At 52.9% G+C, this 22,285-nt stretch carries 16 protein-coding genes and 1 tRNA gene; 10 read left to right on the top strand and 7 right to left on the bottom strand.

The genetic code is table 11. The features are described from left to right. Nucleotides 1–59: 59 nt before the first annotated feature. Nucleotides 60–2,366 carry a TolC family protein gene (locus KOR42_RS00080; RefSeq protein ID WP_146506602.1) on the bottom strand — a complete coding sequence of 769 codons (2,307 nt, stop codon included), beginning with the start codon at nt 2,364–2,366 and terminating at the stop codon, nt 60–62. Nucleotides 2,367–3,008: 642 nt separating this feature from the next. On the opposite strand from KOR42_RS00080, the gene KOR42_RS00075 reads away from it, so the two are divergent. The 6 genes from KOR42_RS00075 (at nt 3,009) to mreC (ending at nt 11,474) form a co-directional block, all read left to right on the top strand. Then, nucleotides 3,009–3,950, top strand: coding sequence for a proline racemase family protein (locus tag KOR42_RS00075; protein WP_146506601.1), 942 nt, complete (start codon nt 3,009–3,011; stop codon nt 3,948–3,950). After that, a complete protein-coding gene (locus tag KOR42_RS00070) occupies nt 3,947–5,239 on the top strand; it encodes an NAD(P)/FAD-dependent oxidoreductase (protein ID WP_231740525.1) in 1,293 nt (430 codons plus the stop codon). The genes KOR42_RS00075 and KOR42_RS00070 overlap by 4 nt, the downstream gene beginning before the upstream one ends. A 372-nt stretch (nt 5,240–5,611) precedes the next feature. Further along, entirely contained in the window at nt 5,612–7,213 is a 1,602-nt protein-coding gene (locus KOR42_RS00065) for a Ppx/GppA phosphatase family protein (RefSeq protein ID WP_197440717.1), read from the top strand. Between the two features lie 956 nt (nt 7,214–8,169). Next, nucleotides 8,170–9,168, top strand: coding sequence for a DUF1559 domain-containing protein (locus tag KOR42_RS00060; protein WP_146506599.1), 999 nt, complete (start codon nt 8,170–8,172; stop codon nt 9,166–9,168). Nucleotides 9,169–9,386: 218 nt separating this feature from the next. Next, nucleotides 9,387–10,436, top strand: a complete 1,050-nt coding sequence (gene mreB / locus KOR42_RS00055; protein WP_146506598.1) for a rod shape-determining protein — start codon at nt 9,387–9,389, stop codon at nt 10,434–10,436. A 75-nt stretch (nt 10,437–10,511) separates the two neighbouring features. Further along, complete coding sequence (mreC, locus tag KOR42_RS00050) at nt 10,512–11,474, top strand: rod shape-determining protein MreC (protein WP_146506597.1); 963 nt, start codon at nt 10,512–10,514, stop codon at nt 11,472–11,474. A gap of 70 nt (nt 11,475–11,544) precedes the next feature. Here mreC and KOR42_RS00045 read toward each other — a convergent pair whose 3' ends face one another. Next, nucleotides 11,545–11,754, bottom strand: a complete 210-nt coding sequence (locus KOR42_RS00045; RefSeq protein WP_146506596.1) for a hypothetical protein — start codon at nt 11,752–11,754, stop codon at nt 11,545–11,547. 207 nt (nt 11,755–11,961) lie between these two features. Continuing rightward, nucleotides 11,962–12,129, bottom strand: coding sequence for a transposase (locus KOR42_RS26360; protein WP_146506652.1), 168 nt, complete (start codon nt 12,127–12,129; stop codon nt 11,962–11,964). On the opposite strand from KOR42_RS26360, the gene KOR42_RS27630 reads away from it, so the two are divergent. Further along, nucleotides 12,072–12,323 (top strand): integrase core domain-containing protein, encoded by a 252-nt coding sequence (locus tag KOR42_RS27630; protein ID WP_146506595.1) that lies wholly within the window; start codon nt 12,072–12,074, stop codon nt 12,321–12,323. The two genes, KOR42_RS26360 and KOR42_RS27630, sit on opposite strands and share 58 nt — an antisense overlap. A gap of 113 nt (nt 12,324–12,436) precedes the next feature. Here KOR42_RS27630 and KOR42_RS00035 read toward each other — a convergent pair whose 3' ends face one another. Both KOR42_RS00035 and KOR42_RS00030 read right to left on the bottom strand, forming a co-directional pair. Beyond that, entirely contained in the window at nt 12,437–13,513 is a 1,077-nt protein-coding gene (locus KOR42_RS00035; RefSeq protein ID WP_146506594.1) for a tyrosine-type recombinase/integrase, read from the bottom strand. Nucleotides 13,514–13,635: 122 nt separating this feature from the next. Then, a tRNA-Ala gene (locus tag KOR42_RS00030) sits at nt 13,636–13,708 on the bottom strand. 415 nt (nt 13,709–14,123) lie between these two features. On the opposite strand from KOR42_RS00030, the gene aceE reads away from it, so the two are divergent. Together aceE and ychF are read left to right on the top strand one after the other, a co-directional pair. Then, on the top strand, nt 14,124–16,859 hold the full coding sequence (gene aceE, locus KOR42_RS00025; protein ID WP_146506593.1) for a pyruvate dehydrogenase (acetyl-transferring), homodimeric type: 2,736 nt from the start codon (nt 14,124–14,126) through the stop codon (nt 16,857–16,859). Between the two features lie 207 nt (nt 16,860–17,066). After that, nucleotides 17,067–18,158, top strand: a complete 1,092-nt coding sequence (gene ychF / locus KOR42_RS00020) for a redox-regulated ATPase YchF (RefSeq protein ID WP_146506592.1) — start codon at nt 17,067–17,069, stop codon at nt 18,156–18,158. A gap of 174 nt (nt 18,159–18,332) precedes the next feature. On the opposite strand, the gene KOR42_RS00015 is transcribed toward ychF, so the two are convergent. Further along, nucleotides 18,333–19,595 carry an OmpP1/FadL family transporter gene (locus KOR42_RS00015; protein ID WP_146506591.1) on the bottom strand — a complete coding sequence of 421 codons (1,263 nt, stop codon included), beginning with the start codon at nt 19,593–19,595 and terminating at the stop codon, nt 18,333–18,335. 464 nt (nt 19,596–20,059) lie between these two features. On the opposite strand from KOR42_RS00015, the gene KOR42_RS00010 reads away from it, so the two are divergent. After that, a complete protein-coding gene (locus KOR42_RS00010) occupies nt 20,060–21,979 on the top strand; it encodes a TolC family protein (protein ID WP_197440715.1) in 1,920 nt (639 codons plus the stop codon). Between the two features lie 144 nt (nt 21,980–22,123). Here the strand turns inward: KOR42_RS00010 and KOR42_RS27740 are convergent, their stop codons facing one another. After that, nucleotides 22,124–22,285, bottom strand: coding sequence for an integrase core domain-containing protein (locus tag KOR42_RS27740; protein ID WP_390620856.1), 162 nt, complete (start codon nt 22,283–22,285; stop codon nt 22,124–22,126).

Below are 22,285 nucleotides of genomic sequence, written 5' to 3'. Positions count from 1 at the left end.
TGCGGTGACGAAGTGTCAGCAGGTGAATGTCGAGAGTGTCGTGTTCTCTTGAGAGTCGGCTACTTGTTTGGTTTCCAGACGAAAGACTCATCAAAGACCTCTGTTGTCGATGTTGTGCTCCCTTGCCCGTCCGGTTTGGCAGGCGGATCAACGTTGGGCTTTTGCAGAGGTTCTGGAGCTTCCTGCGGGGTAACCGAAGGAACCGTTGGTTGTTGTTGCACAGCTGGCGGTTGTGGAGCCGCCGGTGTGGCTGCCGGTGACGGTGGTGCAGCAGGAACATCTCCCGATGGGGCCGGTGGGGCAAGTTGAGGAGTTGATCCCGCAGCTCCATTTTCCATTGGAGCCACATCGTCACCAATCGGTGGAAGTGATTCGAGATCCGATTCAATTGGCATCAACTGATGGCCTGATTCCGATGCCGGTCGCGAGAGGTACACTCCCCCAAATGGAGCATCAACCGAGAAGGATGGTGGGGATTCAACCGGCAACTTTGCGGGCTTCGCGTGAAGCCGGGCATCGCTGTGATACCGGGCATCTTCGTATGCCTCGGGTTGCCATCCCCCTTCAGCCAACATCACACCGCTGTTGATGAGAAGAGTTCCTTTTCGCAACTCAAAGTTGGTGATAGCTTTGTTGTAGTCCACCACGCTTTGGTGGTAGGCAATTTCCGCTTCCGCACCACGAATCACAGATCGCAGAACCACATCGGGATCTTCGATCAGATTCAATCGCTCGCGACGGTTCTTAATTTCCCGTTGAACAGCGTCGACTCGGTTATAGTTGGAGGCGGCAGCTTGATAAGTCCGGCTCAGTTCCTGGAAGGAAATCCCCAGTTCGAGGCTGATTTCTTCCTCTTGTTCCATCAGGACTTTCTCAGCTTTGGCGAGTCGCAGTTCGTAGTTTTGCACCTGGGCTCGCTGAGACCTCATGCCGATATCCCATCGCATCTGAAACCCGAGATTCCATCCGGTCAGGTTGCTGGTTCCGACGGATTCGTAAAAGTTACCAAATTCCGGTTGGTTGTAGCCCAGGAGTTCATCTCCAAACCCGTTGATCTGATAACCGCTCACGAAGTCAAGCCGTGGACGAACGAGGCTTTCGGCTGCTTGAAGCTGCAATTGAAGACTCTTGATGTTCCACTTTTGTCGACGAAGTTCTGTTCGATGTGTCAGAGCTTCAGTCAAGGACTGATACCAGTCAGGAATGATTTCAGCAGTCACTGGAGCATCGCTTGGACGAAGGACTGTGCCATCGCTGACCGGCAATCCAAGCAAGCGACGGAGGCGAATTTCCTGCGAGTAAATCGCGGCCTGTGCGTTCGTGGCAGAAACTTCGGTTCCGTAGAACTGATCCGAAGCTTGATAGACGTCGGAAAGATAGACGCCTTGTTGTCCGATTTCGTACTGAGTGGCAAACAACTGGCGAAGCTTGTAAGTCGATTCCCGCGTCTGAATCGCAACGTGGAACTGCTGGTACGCGAGGTACAGGTCCCAGTAGGCATCCTCAACATCTTTGACGAGATTTCTCACAGCCAGCTGGAAGTCGGCGATGGTGACGTCATTGTTAATTCGGGCAATCAAGACCCCCTGAGAGACCCCGGAGATCCCGCCGAATGACTGACCAATCGGTCCGGCAATGCGTGTAAACTCAGTCCCCGCACCAGCTAACAACGGCAACTGGTATTGCAGCTGCACGTTCCCGGAATAGACCGACTGGAAGACAGACGGAGCGTTCGTTCCGAGGTAGTTGACGTTGTGATTGACGCTCAGACTGCCCCCGTTCGCGAAGGTTTTTGAGAGCGATGAAGCGAAGGTTCCGGTTTCCGCAACCTGAATCCCTCCACCCGCGATTCCCCCGCCAGAGAAGGCGTTGTTTGTCGCTTGTTCATTTCGGCCCCAGATCATCGAAGTCTGGAACTGAGCATCAAACGCGGAAAGCGCAGCTTCGACACCTCGTCCTCCGAAGAGAACTCCACTCTCCTGAATGGCAGGATCGTAAACCGATGGAATCTGATTAGGATTCGTATAGATGCTGTTGCCCGTCGAGAGGAATGTTCCTGCCGGGCGGATGATTTCGCTATTCATCAGAGCGGTCTGAACCGCTTCTCCGAGCGAAATTTCACGAATTTCCAAGTGTTCTTTCGAACGGACCGTGACGGGAACCTGTGTGTCGACAACTTCCGGAGATATGGGCGAATCGACCGCCGGATAGTCAATTTCGGTGGCGTGATCACGGTAATAGCTGACGTTGGGGTCACCCAGATACGAAACGTCGTTCCGAGATTGAACGCAGCCAACGGCGAGGCTCGCCAAAACTGCTGTGGCAAGTCTCCATTTTCGGCCGGATTTTTGATGCATCCTCAGCATCTCACATTACTCCCTCAAGTCGGTTCACCGGATTAGCTCCCGAGAATTTTGATCGATCGAGCTCAATGAACTCGCAATCGTCGAGACTCAAAATCCCGAAGAGGAAGGTCCCGGTGAGGAAACCTGCTTCTCGACTATCGGCGATCTCACCGGATCGAGTTGACTGATTCCTACAAGACTCACATTTCGATTATTTGTTAACAGCCGCAATCTCGCCCCAAGTTGCCTAAGCTGAGGAACGCGATTGAATTCGACGAGTTTTGAACTCCATGAAGGAGAAAGAAATCGTTAAGAGGGTTCCTCTGTTTGGATGCTGATGCAGTATTCATCTCTTTTGATGAGTGCGGCGCTGGCTCACGTGAATCCAGGAGATTGCGCAATGACGATGTTGGCATCGGAGGCTCTTTCCCAAACGGGATTCGAGTGACAATCTGTTTCCGGACGCGCTCCGATCGGAAGACAACACCGAGCGAGTTTGTCACAATTTCAGAAGATTCAATGACACGGCATTCGATTCACATATTGAGAGCGTCGTCGCGTTGAGTTTGCAGCGATTCGAAAAGACCGTTTCGAAGACGCTCTGAAGATTCGTGAGGCATCAGCGGAAAATCATTCTTCATGTCCTTTTCTGAACAATCTGAAATGGTCCAGCGAATCGGAGTGATTGATTCGAACACCGGGGGTGAACCGACAAGAGTTGTCATTTCAGGCGGACCAAATCTCGGAACAGGTTCTCTTGTTGAACAGCGAGAACGCTTCCGAACCGAGTTTGACGAATTTCGTTCAGCCGTCGTCAACGAGCCCCGTGGCTCGGACGTCATGGTGGGAGCGCTGCTCTTGCCTCCGCAGTCTCCGAAAGCTGTTGCAGGTGTCATCTTTTTCAATAACGTCGGCCCGTTGGGAATGTGTGGGCACGGGACAATCGGCGTGGGAGTCACGCTTCGAGGTCTCAAGCGGATTGAACCGGGGCGGCACTTTCTGGAGACGCCGGTGGGGCTTGTCGAATTCGAACTTCTCAATGACCACGAAGTTCGGTTTTCGAATGTCCTTTCGTACCGAGTCGCGAAAGATGTCTCGGTGAATGTTCCGGGTCTCGGAACATTCGTTGGCGATATTGCCTGGGGAGGAAACTGGTTCTTTCTGATCAGCGAACACAATTTCGAGTTAGAACTCGCTAACGTTGAGGAACTGACATCAGTCTCCTGGAGGATTCGGAAGGCTCTGGCTGCTCAGAATATTGTTGGGGCGGATGGAGCGGAAATCGATCACATCGAACTGTTCGGTTCCCCGAAGGACCCGGTGAATCATTCCCGGAACTTTGTTCTCTGCCCCGGAAAAGCTTATGACCGATCTCCTTGTGGAACGGGAACGAGTGCCAAACTCGCGTGTCTGTACGAGGATGGAAAGTTAAAGCCCGACGAAGTGTTCCGGCAAGAAAGCATCATCGGTAGCATCTTCTCCGGAAGCGTTCGTCCGATTGAAGGAGGAGTGATCCCGACACTCTCGGGATCTGCTTATGTGACTGCGGAATCGACGCTCCTCCTGAATGCGAATGACCCGTTTCGTTTTGGAATCCGGACGTGACTGACACGAATCTCTCGACAGCGAACAACTCCATGAACTCTCAGGCACCTTCCATCACAATTATTGGCGGTGGAGTTGTCGGAGCTGCCTGTGCCTACTACCTGAGTCAGACCGGTGCGGACGTCACCATTCTGGAAAAAGGAAGTTTTGGAGGGGCGTGTTCGCATGGAAATTGTGGGTTCATTTCGCCCAGCCATATTCTTCCCCTTTGCCAGCCGGGAGCGATTCAGTCGACTCTTAAGACGTTCTTTCAACGGAACTCACCGTTTTCAATCTCTCCGCGTTGGGACCCGACTCTTTGGCGATGGCTGTTGAAATTTGCAGCACATTGCAATCGTCGACACATGCTCGCTGCGGGACGGGCACGACAGGCGCTGCTTGATTCATCACGAGAGCTTTATGGAAACCTGATCGAGACAGGCGTGCTGACCGATTGCGATTGGCATTCCGACGGGCTTCTTTTTGTTCATCACTCTGAAAAAAGCTTCGAACATTACAGGCACGTCGACAAACTTCTGACGGACGAATTCGGGCTGAGTGCGAAGCCGTTTGCTGGAGAGGAACTCAACGAACTGGAACCGGCTCTGAAGACCGGCCTCGGAGGGGGATGGCTTTATGAGTGCGATGCACATATCCATCCGAGCCAATTGATGGCTGCCTGGCGAGCCTGTCTTGAGCAGCAAGGTGTGGAGATTCGGGAGCAGACGGAAGTTCGGAATCTTCATCAAACACGTTCGGCGATCACCGAAATCGAGACGTCGTCAGGCAAGATCAAAGTCGACCAACTCATCGTTGCGCTGGGAGCGTGGACGCCCCAACTTGTAAAGCAGTTGGGGGTGTCGCTTCCGATTCAACCGGGGAAGGGGTATTCGCTGACAATGCCTCGGCCTGAGAATTGCCCGCGTTATCCAATGATTCTGGAAGAGCACCGTGTCGCGATCACTCCATTGTCGGATGCTTACCGAATCGGTTCGACAATGCAGTTCGCCGGTTACGATTCTTCTCTCTCGCCGCCTCGACTCAATCTTTTGCTCGAAGGGGCAAAAGAATATCTGCACACTCCGACCGCTGAACCGATTCAGGAGAAGTGGTACGGGTGGCGTCCGATGAGTGCGGATGGTGTTCCGATGATCGGCCAGGTCCCGAAACTTGAGAATACCTGGGTCGCTTCAGGACATAGCATGCTGGGAGTTTCAATGGCTCCAGCAACTGGGAAGTTGATCGCTGAGCTGGTGACTCAGTCAACGACACATGTCGATGCCGTTCCGTATCGGCTTGATCGATTTTGAACCCGATGCTTCAACTCGATACGCGGCCGCAGCGAGCCAAGTCCGAACGAAGCGAGGTTGGGTTGAAAGAGTCTTCCGATGATGAGTTGTTCTTAACGAACTGACAATACATTTGGGCTGCTCTAAAAATCTTGTTCGAAATTCAGGGGCGATCTGGTCTCCCATTTTCTATGATGTGCCGGAAGTTGCAGAACTCGAGCATGCTTTGAGCTGATGAGAATGCACGCGGACGAAGAAACTCACAGGTTTGTGAGAGGAAACGTCCAGGAAGCGGCCATCGAATGGTGATGGGCGCATGCGCCAGTCATTCTCGATGTGCTCTCAGCGAACGCGTTCGATCTGCTCGGGAGAGAAATGGTCAGGAGGCAGCACGTGAGCACAATTCACCGGACGACAACTGGGCGAATCCGAACGGTCGCTGTGATTGATGTCGGGACAACGTCGATTCGAATGGCGATTGCCGAGATCAGCGGGGAAGGCGAAGTCCGTCTGCTAGAATCGCTTTCTCAGGGAGTTGCGCTCGGGAAAGATACCTTCACGAACGGCGAGATTGCCCGTTCGACGATGGAGGAGTGCGTTGCGACACTCAAGGATTATCGACGAAAACTCGATGAATACTCCATTGTCCGACCTGAAGACATTCGAGTGATCGCGACGAGTGCGGTTCGTGAAGCTCTGAACCGAATGACATTCGTCGACAGAATTTTCGTCGCGACAGGGTTGTTCGTTGAGACACTCGATGCTGCCGAACTTCATCGAGTGACGTACCGTGGCGTTCAACCGCTGCTGCGGGCGACGCCGGAGCTTTTCGAGTCGCAAGCTTTTGTTGTGGAAGTGGGCGGTGGAAGCACAGAGATGCTGCTTCTGAATCAGGGCAACGTCTCTCACTCGCAAGCGTTTCGTTTGGGGTCGCTGCGAATGCAACAGACTCTGGCTGCATACAACGTTCCGAGAGAGCGGATGCGGCGCGTGATGCTCACAGAAATTCGCAGCCATCTTGAACCGCTCACCGAACTGATTCAGCCGGACGTCCCCGCGATCATGGTTGCGATGGGAGGGGATATTCGATTCGCTGCCAGTCAGATTTCGAAAGAACAGGTCAGTGATGAGAAGCTGACTCAAATCTCTCGCTCCGATCTGTCTGAGTTCACAGACTTCCTCTTCACGAAGCGGGAAGAGACGCTTGTTTCACGCTATCAGCTGTCGTTTCCCGAAGCGGAAACGATCGCTCCCGCTTTGCTGATCAATCTCACGCTCGCCGAGCTTCTGGGTGTCGAGACCGTTTTGATCTCCAACGTCAATCTGCGAGATGGACTCATTCGAGATCTGGCAGACGGAGGAAACTGGAGCGCGGAGTTTCAATCACAGATTATTCGTTCTGCCTGGAAACTGGCGGAGAAATATCACGTCGACAAAGATCATGCTGCGTGTGTTGCCGATCTCTGTCGACAATTGTTTCGTCAGTTGCAAGCTGAGCATGAACTGGATGAACGCTTCGAAACGTTCCTGTATGTCGCGGCCCTCCTTCATGAAATTGGAACGTTCATCAGTGAGTCGAGTGTTCATAAGCACTCGATGTATTTGATCATGAACAGCAGCCTGTTCGGATTGACTTCGGATGACTTGAATCTGGTCGCTCTGGTCGCTCGGTACCATCGCCGGGCTCTTCCCAAACCAAGCCATCAGACTTACGCCGCTCTTGATCGATACCGCCGAGTGGCTGTCTCGAAACTTGCCGCCATTTTGCGAATTGCCATCGCACTGGATGCGTCGAGAACGCAACGGGTGAAAGAAATCACGTGTACGCGCAATCGAAATCGACTGGTGATTTCGGTCCCGGTGATTGATGACTTGTCCGTGGAGCAGATTTCTCTACGAAGAAACCGGCAGTTTTTCGAATCGATTTTCGGACTTCAAACGCTTCTGAGAACACGGATTCGCGAAACGAAGTCTGAGCCGAGCGCCCAGCTTTAGGCTGTTCTTCGGCGAGGTCTTTCAGGGTTCTCATTCGCAATTCGTACAAGAACTGTTGAAGCAGTCCCGATGAGATTCCAATTCAAGACGATGCGTTTCCGTCGGGATGGTGATCGTTTCCTATGAACAGGAAACCATTGCAAATGGCTCTCGACTGGTGAGAATAAAACTGATTGCCGTTCGAACTCGTTTCAAGACAGGATCGCCTAGTGATCTCTCAGGCGGCTTCGACTCCTTAAAAAAACGTTTAGAGCGTCGTTGAGGGAGTTCTCTACAAGATTTGACAATGCCTTTGAGTCGCGAGTGGAGTGTTTGAGCGGGATGCTCGGTGGTGTACACTCATGTGATGGTGGTCTCGCATCCTGACGAGCACAGCGATCTTCCCGGATGCTCGTCGAGTACTCGCCCGTTTCAGGAAAGCTTTAGACTTCATAATGCAGCGTCTGCGACGAAGGACATCATTTGATCGAATCGCATTCTTCGCGCTGACGGTGTGGATTTGCTTGACCAGCGTCGGGTTTTCGACCCGACAGCAGACGTGTACGTGCAGTTCAAAGAATCGTCAAACGGAAAGCATGTGCTGTTCTGGCGGGACGTCGAACGGGAAGTGTTGTTGCTCAACGTCAAATTCATCGACCTCGTGTTGCTCGGGTGAAAGTGAGCAGAGCTCGGAATCGAGCCATCCCGTTTCAGTGCGAAGTTGCCGGTGCGGAACCCCGATGTCGGTTCTGTTTGTTCTGAACTGTGAGCCGCGTATTCTTTCGAGTTCTCCAGGAGGGTGCTCGAATCGACCGGTGAGAAGTTCCTGTGCCCTCATCGACGAACAGCTTGTTTGTCGAGTCGATCCCATTGATCCACCTCCTCCGAAGTGTTGAGCTCGAAGGCTTCAATTCGAACTCAATTCTACTTCCCTGATCCAGTGTTGCTGGACAGGGACTCAACTTTCGGAGGGAAAGATGTTTTCTCGCAGACAGCGCCGTCGCGCTTTTACACTTATTGAACTTCTTGTGGTGATTGCCATTATCGCCATCTTAATTGCACTTCTTCTTCCTGCTGTTCAACAGGCCCGTGAGGCAGCTCGTCGAACGCAGTGCAAAAACAATCTCAGACAACTCGGTCTCGCACTTCACAATTACCATGACTTTGCGAATGTTCTGCCGCCGGGCTACATCACTCGAGATGTGCAAGCTGGCGATCCCGCTTCGGCCGAAGCCGGCCCGAACTTCGCATGGGGAACGATGATTCTGCCTCAGCTCGAAATGGCTGCACTCTACCAACAGATCAACTTTGAGTTGAATGCTGATGACGCAGCAAACCTCGCTAGCGCAGCCACTCCCATTTCCGCGTTCACTTGCCCGTCTGATCCCGGCCCGATGCAGTTCACGGTTGACGGAACCGCCGGGACTGTTCAACTGAGCAAATCAAACTTCGTGGGAGTGTTTGGGTACGGAAGCGTCACGATGAGTCCCGGACAACCCAATCCTGCAGGAGTTTTCTATCGCAACAGCAGCACGCGATTTCGAGACGTGACCGACGGGCTTTCCAACACAATGCTGGTCGGTGAACGTGCTTCGACTCACCATTTCGACCGATCAGTCCCGTCTGTCGCTGCCAACTCAACCTGGTATGCAGCGATCCCCGGCGCGATGCGTTCTTCCGGAATGATGATGATGGCGGATGAAGGTCCAGCTTCGCTTGTTCTCGGACATGTGGGGCAAATGATGAGTATGGGCGGAGGCATGGGTGGTGGAATGGGAGGCGGCATGGGCGGAATGCAGATGCACCACACTCCCAACTCGACCAATCACATCGTTAACTTCTCATCGAACCACGTCGGTGGAATTCAGTTTCTGCTGGCTGATGGATCGGTCCATTTCTTGAGTGAGAATGTGGACTACAACACCTTCCGCTGGCTCGGCGAACGCTCCGACGGAAATGTGTTGGGCGAGTTTTAGAGCAAGTTGCTCTGACCTGTGCACTTGCCCGATTTCGTTTTCGGAGACGAGAACTGTGGTGGCTCGTGCCGAGTCCAATAGGTCAGTGAAGAAGAGGCCCGATTTTCGAGAGGTGGACAAGTGATCATGCTTGTTGTCGTTTCCGTCTTGCCGCCGTAGCGGGAATCACGATACAACTTGTCCTTCCTCTCGAAACCATGGATGGACACTCTGCAGGGATGCTCAATCGGCTGCGCGACTGGCTTTGCCCCGATCTCGGAATTGACCTCGGTACGGTGAACACTTTGATCACCTTACGGGGGCAGGGTGTCGTATTGAATGAGCCAACGATCGTCGCTCGATCGAAAGAGACTCGCCAGATTCTGGGAAGAGGGGCTGCAATCGGGAAACTTGCGAAGCAGATGGTCGGCCGGACTCCCGGTTCGATTGAAGCTGTGCGGCCGATCAAGCATGGAGTGATCACCGACTTTCACCTGTGCGAGCAGATGCTCAACTACTTTATTCGCAAGGCCGCTCCTCCGAAGGGAGGGCTCCGACCGCGTGTTGTCATCGCTGTTCCTTCGGAAATTTCTCCTGTCGAGAAACGAGCCGTGTTCAATTCGGCCGAGCGGGCCGGGGCCGGTCGAATCTATCTCATCGAAGAAGCCAAAGCCGCCAGCATCGGTGCTGGCCTTCCGATCTCCGAACCGCTTGCCAATATGATCTGTGATATTGGAGGCGGAACAACGGAAACCGCCATTCTCAGCCTGGGCGAAATCGTCGCCAGCCAGTCGACACGTGTTGCGGGCGATGAGATGAACGAAGCCATTCGTGACTACATTCGCCAGCGTTACTCGTTGAGAATCGGGATCGGAACGGCGGAGCAAATCAAAATTGAAATCGGGAGTGCCGCGCCGCTTGCTTCGGAACTCAATACCGAAGTTCGCGGGCTTGATGGAATCAGCGGAATCCCGCGGAAGGCAACAATCACGAGTGAAGAAATCCGCGAGGCACTTGTCGAGTGTCTGTGGAAAATTGTCGGAAGTATCAAGCTGACCATCGAAGGATGCGATCCAGAACTGATCGGTGATCTCGCGGACACTGGTCTCGTGCTGACCGGCGGCGGGGCACTACTTCGCAATGCTGGTCAGTTCTTCCAGGAACATCTGGGCATTCCAGTTCGAGTTGATGACGAACCCCTGACGACAGTCGCTCGAGGAACCGCCATCTGTCTTGAGCATCTTCACTATTGGCGAAAGAAGTTCCAAACCGAAGGAGCAGGGTTTTGAACCGAATTCATTCGTCTGAACAGATGATGTGTTTGCTCCTTTTCCCACTTCAGAACTTGAGTACCTGACGAACCAATGCCCGCTTCGTGGAGACATCCGATATTCTGTTTCGTTGGCTGGGTCGTCTTCGCACTCCTCTTGCACGTCGGTCCAACTCACTGGAAGGGGCAGCTGCGGACGTTTCTCGGAGATGCTGCCGGATTAACGTTGCAGGGAATTCAGAAAGCCGAGAGTTCGGTCTCGTCGTTGTTTCAAGCGTCGCATTCACCGATCGAGGAACACCAGCAAGACAAGGCAGCTGCCGAACGTTTCAAAGCGGAGAGACGAGATCTCCAGACTCAGATTGCGCAACTGCAACGCGAAAACGAACGGCTTCGACAAGTTCCGGAGGTGACTCCGCCTTCGCCGACTTCATCGCTCCTGAAGACACGCGCCATCGACGCCAACGTTCTGGGAGTAACGGGCGAAGAATCATCGATGACGGTTTCGCTGCTGGTCTCAGCTGGAAGCCGTCACGGAATTTCCAGCGAGGAACTCGTTCTCGAACAGCCTGGATTGCTGATTGATCAGGGAGAGAATGCAGACATTCGGCTCGACCGGCTGGTCACAACCGGGCGTGCGCTCCTGGGGCGAACTCATCAGGTGGGACGCTGGACAACGGTCGTTCAACCAATCTTCGATCCACAGTTTCGAATGGCTGTCCGACTTGTTCGTGAATCGGAACTTGGTCTCGTCGTCGGGTCGTCCGGAATTCTCGAGGGAACCGGAGAAGACTGTCGGATTCTTGAAGTCAAAGGGACGGAGCCGGTCGCGGTTGGAGACTTAGTCTATACGGACCTTGCTGCTTCTCTTTCGTCTCTTCCCATCTACTGTGGGCGAGTGACCGAAGCGACGATTCTCCCTCAAGAGACACACTGGACGATTCGCGTCGCCCCGGTCTGGGCTGCGGGATCGATTCCGAAGAAGGTTTCGATCCTGCAAACTGAGTTGAAGCCCGATCGTGGTAAAGACGATCCTTCTGAGCCAGAGAGCTTGTAATTCAGAAGAGCATCAGCCCCATCGCCTGAGTGTATTCAGGTTGCGGAGATTCCGACAGCGGATGTGTTAATCAGTCGAGTCGATAGGGATCGAAGACAGCTGCTGAATACGCAGAATAAATGTGCATCAGCCATCCCAGCATGAACATCCACAGCAACAGATCGATTGCCAGATGGATCAGTCCAACGAACGGACGTCCCTGAAGGAGTTGTCCCAGTCCGGGGATAAAAAAACTGCACAATGCTGCGATGACATTTCCGCCGCTCCCACGACCAGCCATTCATCGATTCCTTTCTCAACACCTGTATTCTTCACGGATTCACAGAACGACTTCGCTCCGCTGAATTGATTTCATCAGGAATCATTCTACATCGAGGTTGAATCGGGTCGAGGGTTGATCTCATGGAAAAGCAAACTTCACCAGCGACAGAGGTGTTGTCGAGATCATTTGCTGTGTTGAAAACAAATCACAGGTTTTGATCGTGGGCTAACGCCTCAGGGCGTAGGCGAGGACTTTGAGGGCGGCTTCGACGAACAGGGCTTTCTCGCTTCTGGCTGAGAGTGCGGCACCTGTGGTTCGCTTCAATCCGCTCATGAATGATTCCACAAGCCAGCGTCTGCCGTATCCTTTTGTTTCGAGTTCTGTCCTGGTCATCTGTGAGCGGTACTCGCCATTCAGCTTACCGTATTCAGGACTGGCGGATGACTTACAACCACCGCCGTCCGCACAGCTCTCTTGGAGGGTTGACGCCTGCCGAATTTTCGACTCAGTGTGCTTCCGTTCCAGAGAAGGTTCCGCCTACGGCTCCACCTTCTCCTCCACTCCAGCACACTGACTTACTTACCTAACCCCAACTCTCATAAGCCTGGTTCAAACTTCGGGGGCATTTCAGACCCAGGAAATCTTAGCGTCCGAGAATGAATATCGATGACTTTAGACGACAGTTAGTTAACGAGACTCGCTACCCGATCGCTAACATGATCTCTGCGGCTCGCGAAACGTCTCGATCGAGGTAGATCTCCGTCGTCGACTTGTCAGTGTGGCCGAGGACCGTCCGAGAAGCATCCTGATCGAAGGATTTGCAGATCTCCGTCGCTGCTGTGTGCCGGAGCTGATTCGGTGTCCAACGTGGAAGAGCCAGACGATCACAGACGCGTGTAATGGCCCGTCGGTATGCAGCAAGTGTGTAGGGTTTAGTCGGAGTCGCATTGTCTGGAGCGAAGACGTAGTCTCCCGGTTCTTTTCCGATCATAGCGCTAGTGAGAATTTGTTGCCCTTTTGGACCGACGGTAATGATTCGAGACTTCCCCCGAAATGAATTCTTGTGTCGCCCCGGACAATAAATCCAGACCTCTCCGGACGTATCGAGATCGCCAACCTTGAGTAAACGGATCTCAGACGGACGAGCGGCAGTCTTCAACTGCAACTGGACCATTCCTCGAATCGAAGGTGACAGACCTGGCAGAGTCCGATTAATGACCTCAAGAGGAACGGAGGCAACCGGTTCTGGTTCTCGCGCCTTCGTCCGCCCCAATTTCAGGGGAGGAACGAACTTGAGTTTATCAGGGACGGAAGTTGGGACGAGGTTTTTAATGACTCCCCATCCGAATACGTATCGGATTCGGGAAATGTTTCGATTGATCGTCGTCCGAGCGTGGTTTCTGGCAAATTCTTCTTGCAGACAAATCAGCTTCGCGGGATCGAACTCGCAAGTCAGATGTTCGCCGAAGAGGTGAACGAGCGCCTTCAACACTGCTCGATAACAGGCAAGTTCCGAAGTCGGGGAACCATCCGGATGGAGATAGTAGTCGGCAGCATGCCGCATGAATTCGATACTGAGTAAACGAATCGTTGTATTGAGTTCTCCCGTTCCGTCATGGAGACGTCGGAGTTCTGCAATGAAGGTTTCGTACTTCTCAATGGCTTCTGGAGAGTTCCATTTTCCGAAGTAAGTCCGCTTCCCTTTCCACTTCGCGTAGGCTTGGCCGGAGGATTTGTGGAGACAGAGATTGGGGACGCGGAATTGATGTGGTGCCATCGCGCAGGCTCCTTGATTTGGGACCGTTGACCCCCGCAAAAAGGGTCAACATCAAGGTTCTGCTGCACACATCGAAGATTGGCGGTCGACGCAAGAAGCGTCTCAGCAAGAACTTAGTAAAGTGGAGGATAGGGGACTTGAACCCCTGACCTCTTGCATGCCATGCAAGCGCTCTCCCAACTGAGCTAATCCCCCCGAGTTTTTTGTTTGGAGACGAATTTGAGGTCTTGATCTCAGAATCGTCTGCCTCGTTGAGTTTCTGCTTCGCCAATCGTGGTGTTGGGTTTCAAAACCGATGACTTTCGAGGCTCTTTTGATTTCGGCAAGTCGACTCGGTTGTGTTGACCAAATCTGGGCACGAAAATACTGATTGGGACGGTTTTTCGTGAATCCGTGATGTGGGAGAGGGTAATCGCCCTCTTTCTTAGAGTCAAGAATCGTCCGGATGCGAATTCTTGTGAATCTGGAGGATGATGCGTCTCGACTTGCCTGTTAGACTCTGCGCATTACGTCCAGTGCGGATCTCCGCAACACATCGGAGTAGACAAATCCATTCCGATCGCAGTCATGATCAGAATTGTTAAGTGCGGTCAAACGAAGAGAGTGATGTATGGCAACCGATGATCTCGTGCAATCAGCGGAAGGCTTGATCGAGGGGATTGACCCTATCGAGCTGGAAGAATGGTATCAATCGCTGGAAGATGTTCTCCACCGCTACGGTCCGGAGCGTACGGAACACCTGCTGGTCCAGCTTCGCGAACGTGCTTATCACCGCGGTGTGATGATGCCGTTTGAATTGACGACTCCTTACATCAACACAATTCCTGTCGAAGAACAGCCTCGCTATCCGGGCAATCTCGACATGGAACGGCGGATCAAGTCGCTCATTCGCTGGAATGCGATGGCGATGGTGGTTCGTGCTAACAAGAAAACATCTGTTGATGATCCCACAGGTGGAGTTGGCGGTCATATTTCGACCTATGCATCTTCGGCCACTCTCTACGAAGTTGCCTACAACCACTTCTTCCATGCTCGTACTGAAGACCACACTGGTGACATGGTCTATTTCCAGGGACATGCCTCGCCAGGGATGTACGCTCGAGCGTTCATGGAAGGCCGATTGAACGAATCGGAACTTGAAAACTTTCGACAGGAAGTTCCACGCGGATCTGGATTGTCGTCCTATCCGCATCCGTGGCTGATGCCGGACTTCTGGCAATTCCCAACGGTTTCCATGGGGCTGGGTCCGATCTGTTCCATTTATCATGCCCGATTCTTGCGATACATGGAGCATCGCGGCTTGATGGACACCTCGAAATCGAAGGTGTGGGCATTCCTGGGCGATGGGGAGATCGACGAGCCAGAATCACTGGGAGCGATCACATTGGCATCGCGAGAGCATCTCGACAATCTTGTCTGGGTGGTGAACTGCAATCTGCAGCGTCTTGATGGTCCTGTTCGTGGAAACGGCAAGATCATTCAAGAACTGGAAGGTGCGTTCCGAGGTGCTGGTTGGAACTGCATTAAAGTTGTTTGGGGAGGAGATTGGGACAGCCTCTTCTCTCGCGACTTTAACGGGAAGCTTGTGAAGCGTGTTGGCGAAATCGTCGACGGCCAGTATCAAAAGTACGTGGTCGCGGGCGGCGAATATATTCGCGAACACTTCTTTGGAGCGGATGAGGAGTTGTTCGATCTGGTCGATCACCTCTCTGACGATCAACTTGAGAAGTTGAAACGCGGTGGCCACGACCCAGAGAAGGTCTTCGCTGCGTATCAGGCTGCGGTCAGCCACAAAGGTGCGCCGACGGTCATCCTCGCGAAAACCATCAAGGGATATGGACTTGGTGAAGCGGGTGAAGGTCGTATGATCGCGCACAACTCCAAGAAGATGAACAATGAAGAACTGCACTCCTTCCGAGAGCGATTCAACATTCCGATCGCCACGGAAGACGTCGATCAGATGCCGTTCTATCGACCGGATGATGACAGTCCCGAGATGTCCTACCTGAAGTCGAGACGTGAGCAACTTGGGGGACACGTCCCAGCTCGAAAGCCGACTGATGAGCGACTCGAAGTTCCCGGACTGGATGACAAGTCATTCAAGCGTCAACTCGCAGGTACCGGCGGAAAAGGCGGCGTTTCGACAACGCAGGCTTACGGTGCGATTCTGCAGGGATTGATGCGTCACAAAAGCATCGGGGAACGAATCGTCCCGATCATTCCGGATGAAGCTCGAACCTTCGGTATGGAATCGTTCTTCTCCACATTCGGAATCTATTCCAGTAAAGGGCAGTTGTACGAGCCAGTCGACCGCATCGGCGGGAACCTGATGTACTACAAAGAAGCCAAAGACGGTCAGGTTCTGGAAGAAGGAATTAATGAAGCTGGGGCGATGAGTTCGTTTATCGCTGCCGGGACTGCCTATAGCAATCTCGGAATGAACATGATCCCGTTTTACATCTATTACTCGATGTTCGGGTTCCAGCGAGTTGGCGATCTGATCTGGTGTGCTGCCGACAGCCGCACGAAGGGATTCCTCGTCGGGGGAACTTCCGGACGAACAACGCTCAACGGAGAAGGACTCCAGCACGAAGACGGACATTCGCACGTCATGGCAGCGACGGTCCCGAACCTGCTTGCGTTCGACCCTGCTTATGCGTATGAGTTGTGCGTCATCATTCAGGATGGACTTCGCCGAATGTATGCTCAGGGAGAAGAGATCTTCTACTATCTCTCGGTTTACAATGAAGCTTATGAAATGCCTGCAATGCCAGAAGCGGAAGGCATCGAACAGGGAATTCTGAGCGGGATGTACCATCTCAGCTCAACTGAGAGTGGTCCAAAGCAGTCGAAGCGGCCGCAATTGTTCGGGTCGGGAACGATCCTTAAAGAGGTTCTTGCAGCCCAAACACTCCTCAAAGAGAAATACGACATCGGAACGGATGTCTGGAGCGTCACGAGCTACAGCGAGCTGTGTCGCGATGCAATGTCCGTGAACCGATGGAATACACTGCATCCAAATGAGGCTCCTAAGACCTCATTCCTGACCGAAGCTCTCGCTGGTCAAAACGGTCCATTCATCTCTTCCAGCGACAACATCCGAATGGTCGCTGACCAGATTCGAGAGTGGATTCCCGGAAGATATGTCGTTCTCGGAACGGATGGCTTTGGACGCAGCGACACCCGACAAGTCCTTCGTCGCCACTTCGAAGTTGATGCTGAATGCGTGACATTCGCTACGCTCTCTGCACTCGCTGAAGAAGGGGAATTCGACAAGGGAGCGTTGTCTGGCGTTCTCAGCGATTTGGGAGTCGACCCGGATAAAATCGATCCGCGGACTGCGTGACCACGGTCAATGCGAACCTCCAACTCGAGTCGCAACATCTTCTGACATGACTGATCATCATGGACACCGACGAAATTCGTCGTCGGTGTCCATGACCGAACTTTCGAAAAGCCTTGCATCGTTCATCGCATGTAAGGCTTTTTTTCCTGAAACCATTTGAGTGGCAGCATCACTAACGATTGTCACTGAATTGAACGAGTACAGACCATGGAAGCCGGAATTGTTGGATTGCCAAACGTTGGCAAGAGCACTCTGTTTAATGCGTTGACATGTTCCCAGTCAGCACAAAGCGCGAATTACCCTTTCTGCACCATCGAACCGAACGAGGGAATCGTCAACGTTCCCGATAGCCGGTTGGAAACAATTGCCCACTATTTTCAACCTCAGAAGATCATTCCAGCGGCGCTGAAACTCGTCGACATCGCGGGCATTGTGAAAGGGGCCAGCGTCGGAGAAGGATTGGGGAACAAGTTCCTCAGCCACATTCGGGAAGTCGACGCCATCATTCAGGTCGTTCGATGCTTTGAAGATGAAGACGTCACTCACGTCTCAGGCAAAGTTGATCCGGTCTCTGACATCGACATCATTGAAACAGAGTTGATGCTGGCGGACATGCAGACTCTGGATAACTCGCTGGGAAAAGCTCAGCGAACTGCCCGCAGCGGAGATGCTGACGCCAAGAAACGCGTCGCCGTAATCGAGAAGTGCCAAGCTCACCTCAACGATGAGCAACCACTTCGCAAAATGGCGCTTAATAAAGAAGAGCAAAAAATCGTCAACGGGTTCGGGCTGTTAACAGCAAAACCAGTTCTGTATGTCGCGAATGTTGACGAAGACGATTTATCAGGTGAAGGTCCGCTTGTCATGAGTTTGCGGGAGTTCGCCGATAAGACCGGCGCCCAAGTCGTGCCAGTGTGTGCCAAGATCGAGTCCGAAATTGCTGAACTCGACGAAAACGACCGAAAAGAAATGCTGGAATCGGTCGGGCTGGCAGAACCTTCACTTGCGATGCTTGCTCGTGCTGCCTATCAGACGCTCGGGCTTCAAAGTTACTTCACGGCCGGAGAGAAAGAAGTCCGCGCCTGGACAATTCCAATCGGGGCGACGGCGCCTCAGGCGGCCGGAGTGATCCACACCGACTTCGAAAAAGGATTCATCCGCGTCGAAGTTTATGGAATCGACGAGCTTGTTGAATACGAGAAGGAATCTGCGATTAAACAAGCAGGAAAAATGCGAATCGAAGGCAAAGAATACATCATGCAGGACGGGGACATTTGTCACTTCCTGTTTAACAAATAGAGAGCGTTCTCATCGAGTCACCTCGACCGATGGATAATAGATAAGACCTCGACAGTGCCTTCGTGCGACTGTCGAGGTCTTCTTATTAGTATGTTAAGCGAGTTATGACTGCTTCGACATCTTGATTGATCGTCGATTCATCAAGACCTGTTATCAAGCCAACGAAGAACGATCTCAGAGGCAACTGTTGCTTCGTCCGGGTCCGTCGAAGTGCCAGGTCACCCCGAAGGTCAACCAATAAGAACTCAGATCGACGGTTGTGCTTCCGAGATCTTGAGAGGCTCCGAACATTTTCCCGATCGAACAATCAACGTCGATTCCCGGAAGAAAGTCCTGGATTCCAAGGCCTCCCGACAGTCGATGCTCGTTGATCACTGCCAGCTGAGCCTGAACATATTCGACGCCCGCCAAGAGACCGGGAGGAGTCACTCCCCCAATCGATCCGACCGTGGGCGGAGACTGAATTGGGTTTTGGGCGTAAGCATAACCCAGTCGATATTTCAGTCGGCCATGTGTGAGCTGAGATCCCACTTGAACAACCCACTGATCATCATAAATCGGCGAGAAAAGGTCCGCATCGTCCCAGTTCTTCCAAATCACATCGACAGCTAATAACAGGTTCCCATTCATCAGACTTGAGTTCGCAACTCCGAAACCAACGTTGCGGGGAAGATCCAGCGAGACATCTTGAGGGCCACCAAAGTTGCCATTCCCGAGGTTCAACAAGACAGCGTTGTTGAAGTTGAATTCCTGCTTTGTCTGGTAAGTGACACCCACAGTTGTGTTGTATCCGAGGTTATAGTTCGCACCGAATGTTCCCCGGACTCCATAGTCGAGACTGTTTCTCGAAACTCCGGCAAAGGGAGAATCGAGCGTTCCCGTGGTAAATCGAAATGAACCACCGACCGAAAGATTGTCCGTCACTTCTGTTGCACCGCTGGCAACGACAGTCAGGAAGGTCAACCCTGCGGCTGCGCCTCCGGACTCTGGAGAATCAGTAAAATCAACCCCTGCTCCCGCGTCTCCAACAAACGCGATCCCGGTAATCATTGGCATTCCCATGATCTCTAATTGCTGCGTCAGTCCGATATTCGGAAGCACAGTTGCCGGGTAGTCGGACTTCGCAGAGTAGGGAGTGACGATGGGATCAAGTGGGGGATTAGGAAATGCGTCATGTTGTCTGATGCGGAAGTTTGCGTCACCAAATGCCCCACCAAAAGTAACGTTCGTTCCGTGATACTGCGTGAGTGTCGCCGGGTTGCCGTTCGTCGCAGAGATGGAATCCTGCGGACGAGAAAGGCTGGTCCCCCCCATCCCTGAAGAAGCGGGCATGAGAGTGTTGTGGAGTTCGATTCCATATGACTGGGCAAACCCTGTTCTGGCGACCAGCAACAGGGCTCCGATACAGAACGATTGGATTAAGTTGTGGATTCTCATGTCGCATCTCAATGGGAAGATTGGCTGTGAACGTGCGGTGGAAACAAAAGCCCGACGCCGCCCCACCCCCAGCATCGTCGAAACCCGATCAACCCAAACAACAAGATTGGCCCGCAAGAGCGACACACCCGACAGAACCGGGAGATTCGTCAACAAAACCGGATCAACCCGCAAAGCTTATCACGAAGGCTTCGGCATCGATTGCCGGTTCAGCACAACAAACTCGCCCCTCGTTCTGAATATCCGAGTACAGATTCCCAGTTCCGCAATCTGAGCTGTGGCTGTCCGCCCCAAAAGCGTGAGTGCCCAGCCCTACGCCCCTCACACTTTACCTAACCGTCACGCCGAGACATCACAGCGTGCAAGTTCGTCAAGATCGACCAGTTGCTCACATTCGTCACAACAGGATAGACGATACGACCAACACGATCAGAAAGCGCTTTTGGTTCTGAGAAGGTGGTGGGATGCGTCAATCAATGAAGAAATTGTGGATGCTTGGTGGTTCAGCGATTCTTGCTGGATGCACCGCAACTGGATATCCAGGCGCTCAAAAGACAGTCGAATATCCTGCAGTTGTTCAGGGTAGTGCTCCTCAACACCCTCGGTCGCAGAAACTCTCTCAAGCTGTTGGAAAGGCGGTTTCTGATCGACAGCGAGTCCAAGGCCCTAAAGCTGCGCCGACACAGACGCAACCAACCTCGAACGTTCCAGCGGTCGCCAGTTCGAAGATGCTTCCTTCGACTCTCGAACATCACACACAGACTCGTGAGCAGCAGATTCAATCGCCAACGAGTATCCAGGCAGTGTCTCACCAGACTCTCAAGAGCGGTTCGGAAGTCGATGCGCCAAACAACACTCTTTCAGGTTCCGCTCGACGACCAAAGTTAGGAGTGGAAGCCGGCCGTCCTGCGTCGACACAACAAAAACTCACGAGTGCTCCCAGCGACAACAACTCCGAGACTCCCGAGATTCTTCAGACCGGAGCGGATCCCGAAAAACTCGTTCCGCTTCCTGCGGCTCCGGACGAGAATGAAACCGAAGCTGACACCCAATACGTCAACGCATTGCCGATGCACCTCGCAACGGCACTCGCAATGGTGGGTGGTCAGAACCCTGAGATCGGTTTGGCTCGCTGGCGGGTCCAGGAAGCTTATGCGGAACTGGAGCAAGCTGAGGTTCTCTGGCTTCCATCCATTCAAGCGGGATTCAGCTACCACCGCCATGACGGAAACTATCAAGCCAGCGACGGTGACATCGTCGATGTGAATCGCTCGTCTCTTCAATACGGATTCGGAGCAGGTGCAACCGGTGCTGGCACAACTCCCATTCCCGGTCTCGTCGCACGCTTCCACATGGCGGATGCAATTTTCCAGCCACAAATTGCACAGAAGACCGCATGGGCTCAAGGACATGCTGCCAATGTCGTGCAGAATCAGCAACTCCTCGAAGTTGCTTTGGCTTACTTAAACTTGCTTGAAGCTGAGCAAGACCTCGCAGTTTTGAATCAAAGTAAAGCAAGGACTCAAGAACTGGCAAAGCTTACTGCAGACTTTGCAGCAACGGGGCAGGGCCTGCAGGCCGACGCTGACCGAATGGCGACAGAGCTGACGCTGGTCGAAAGTCGAATTTCCGAAGTTCGCGAACTGTCCGACATCGCAGCAAGTCGACTCGCTCAGGAATTAAGTGTCGACGCTTCCCGTCGTATTATCCCGGTTGAGCCGTCGGTGATTCCCATCACACTCGTTCCACTGGAACATAGCAAGGGATCTTTAATTAGCTCCGGGCTCGCTCATCGTCCCGAACTTAAGGAAGCACAAGCTCTCGTTGCGGCGGCCTGCGATCAATATCAGCGACAGAAATATAGCCCATTCGTTCCCAGCGTGTTATTAGGTTTAAGCGACAGTGGTTTCGGCGGAGGACTCGGTACCGAGATCGACAACGTCAACAACCGTGTCGATTTCGACGCAATCGTGACCTGGGAAATTCGAAACCTCTGCTTCGGCGAACGAGCACAACGTCGTGCGGCGTGTGCCCAGATCGAACAGGCGAAATACGAAAAGATTCGATTGCTCGATCAAGTCGCGCAAGAAGTGGTTGAGGCTTACTCACAAGTCGTGCATCGGAGTGAACGAATCGAAATCACACGAAAAGCGATTCCCACCGCGATGGATGCCTTCGAGCGCGATCTCGGCAGAATCCGCGATGGACAGGGATTGCCAATTGAGGTCCTTCAATCGATCCGTGCACTGGAAAACGCGGAACGGTCGTATCTCAACTCGGTCATCGAATACAACTCCGCGCAGTTTCAACTGCAATGGGCACTCGGTTGGCCAGTGACAGCTCCCTCATCGGCTCCCACTCTTCAACCGGTCTCAGCAGAATAAATTGACTTCCAGTCGAACGAATTTTCTTCCAGTCGATGACTCTTTCCTTTAACATGAACAAACAATACATGTAAAAGAAAACCGTCCACGTACTGTGGAATTGAAATGCCCCCGAAGTTTGAACCAGGCTTATGAGAGTTGGGGTTAGGTAAGTAAGTCAGTGTGCTGGAGTGGAGGAGAAGGTGGAGCCGTAGGCGGAACCTTCTCTGGAACGGAAGCACACTGAGTCGAAAATTCGGCAGGCGTCAACCCTCCAAGAGAGCTGTGCGGACGGCGGTGGTTGTAAGTCATCCGCCAGTCCTGAAT

It is taken from the genome of Thalassoglobus neptunius (assembly GCF_007859735.1).
Classification (GTDB): domain Bacteria; phylum Planctomycetota; class Planctomycetia; order Planctomycetales; family Planctomycetaceae; genus Thalassoglobus; species Thalassoglobus neptunius.
This window is presented reverse-complemented; position numbering and strand designations above follow the sequence as displayed.